The 1951-nt window shown below is 71.4% G+C and carries 3 protein-coding genes; all 3 read left to right on the forward strand.

What is annotated here, in order from left to right; all coding sequences use genetic code 11:
* A partial coding sequence (locus tag RT309_RS14885; protein WP_313358290.1) for a lysylphosphatidylglycerol synthase domain-containing protein occupies positions 1-420 on the forward strand: 420 nt, incomplete at its 5' end.
* Positions 421-445: 25 nt separating this feature from the next.
* Positions 446-1474 (forward strand): ABC transporter substrate-binding protein, encoded by a 1029-nt coding sequence (locus RT309_RS14890; RefSeq protein WP_313358292.1) that lies wholly within the window; start codon positions 446-448, stop codon positions 1472-1474.
* The coding region (locus RT309_RS14895) for an ABC transporter ATP-binding protein (RefSeq protein ID WP_313358294.1) at positions 1467-1951 on the forward strand (485 nt) is incomplete at its 3' end. The genes RT309_RS14890 and RT309_RS14895, both read left to right, overlap by 8 nt.

Below are 1951 nucleotides of genomic sequence, written 5' to 3' on the forward strand. Positions count from 1 at the left end.
GTGCGCCGCAGTCTGCGCGCCGCGCCGTGGCAGCAGGGGGTGCTCGGCGCGGCCACGGCGAGCTGCGTACTCGGCGCGTTCGCCTGCTGCGCGCTCGCGATCGGTGCGCCGCTCAGCTTCGCTGCGGTCGTGTCCGTCGTGCCCCTGGTGCTGCTGGCCATGCTCATCCCCGTCTCGATCGCGGGCTGGGGGGTGCGCGAGGGCGCCGCCGTGGCGCTGCTGCCGATCGCGGGCATCAGCGCCTCGCAGTCGCTCGCGGTCAGCATCGCCTTCGGCCTGATATCCCTGCTCGCCGCTCTGCCGGGAATCGGCGCCGTGTGGGCTCGACGGCGCCACTCGAACCGCGGTGACCTGACTCCCCCCGACGTGCACGGCCTGGACCACGTGCGTGCCGCACCGGCGTCCTCACCGAACCGATGACTCGCCTCGAACACCAGGAGACCTCATGAACGACCTGCATCACACCCCCGTGCTCTCGCGCCGCACGCTTCTCGGCGCGAGCGTGCTCGGCATGATGGGTCTCGGCGCCGTGGCCTGCAGCGCGCCCGGGGGCGGCCGTCCGTCGGCGGGCGACCCCGCGAAGGCCTCGCTGCAGCTCTCGTGGCTGCACTCCGTGCAGTTCGCCGGCAGCTACATCGCGCTCGACCGCGGCTGGTGGCGCGACGCGAATCTCGAGGTCAGCCTGCTGCAGGGCGGTCCGAACGCCCCCGTCGAACCGCCGGTGGTGTCGGGAGCGGCGCTGATCGGCATCTCCGCCGCCGACTACACGGCGGCGGCGGTGGCCGAAGGCGCACCGTTCAAGATCATCGGCGTCGCCATGCAGAAGAACCCCTTCGTGATCGCCTCGCTGCCGGCGAAGCCGGTGAACGAGCCGAAGGACCTCGAAGGTCTGCGCATCGGCATGGCCACCGCGAACACCCCGGTGCTCGAGACGCTGTGCACGCTGAACGACGTCGACATCGATCGCATCGAGGTCGTTCCCACGCAGTACTCCGCGCAGCCGCTGCTGGCGGGAGAGGTGGACTGCCTGCTGTGCTGGGAGACCGATCTGCCCGTGGCGATGGCGGTGCAGGGGGTCGAGTCCGTGACCATGCTGATGGCCGATCACGGGTACGAGCTGCACTCGCAGACATACATCGCCACCGAGCAGAGCCTCGCCGAGCGACGCGACGATCTGGTGGCGCTGATGACCGGTGAGATCCGCGGCTGGGAGCAGTACCGCGAAGACACCGATGCGGCCGCGCAGCTCACGCTGAGGATGTTCCCCGACGCCGGTCTCGACGCCGAGGTGCAGAGGCTGCAGGCGCAGCGGCAGGTTCCGCTGATGTTCTCCGACCTCACCGACGAGCACGGCTTCGGCTGGTGGACCGATGAGACCGTCGAGGCGAACCGCAGGACCCTCGCCCTGCTCGGTCGTGACGTCGATGCCGACCTGTGGGATCGGTCCATCCTGGAGCAGATCCATGGTGGCTGAGCCCCCGGTCGTTCATCTCGCCGGGGCGAGCAGGATGTTCGGTGATCTCGAGGCGCTGGCCCCCACCGATCTCACCTTCGCCGCCGGGCAGACGACTGCGCTGGTCGGGCCGTCGGGCTGCGGGAAGTCCACCCTGCTGCGCCTCGTCGCCGGTCTCGAGCGGCCCAGCAGGGGCCGGGTCGCCATCGACGACGCACCACCGAGCGAGGTCGCCGGGCGCGGCGACCTCGCGGTGGCATTCCAGGATCCGTCTCTGCTGCCGTGGCGGACCGTGCGCGGCAACATCGCGCTCGCCCTGCGACTGGCGCGTCGTCCCGCGGATCCGGATGCCGTCGACCGGCTCATCGCGCTGGTGGGGCTGCACGGCTTCGGCGACGCGCGCCCCGCCGAGCTGTCGGGCGGCATGCGTCAGCGTGCGGCGATCGCCCGTGCGCTGGTGACGCGCCCGCGGCTGCTGCTGCTCGACGAGCCGTTCGG

This window comes from Microbacterium sp. (genome assembly GCF_032084865.1).
GTDB lineage: Bacteria > Actinomycetota > Actinomycetes > Actinomycetales > Microbacteriaceae > Microbacterium.

Excerpts from the sequence above, each read along its gene's own strand:
- RT309_RS14890 (WP_313358292.1), top strand. The coding sequence starts at position 446 with ATGAACGACCTGCATCACACCCCCGTGCTCTCGCGCCGCACGCTTCTC.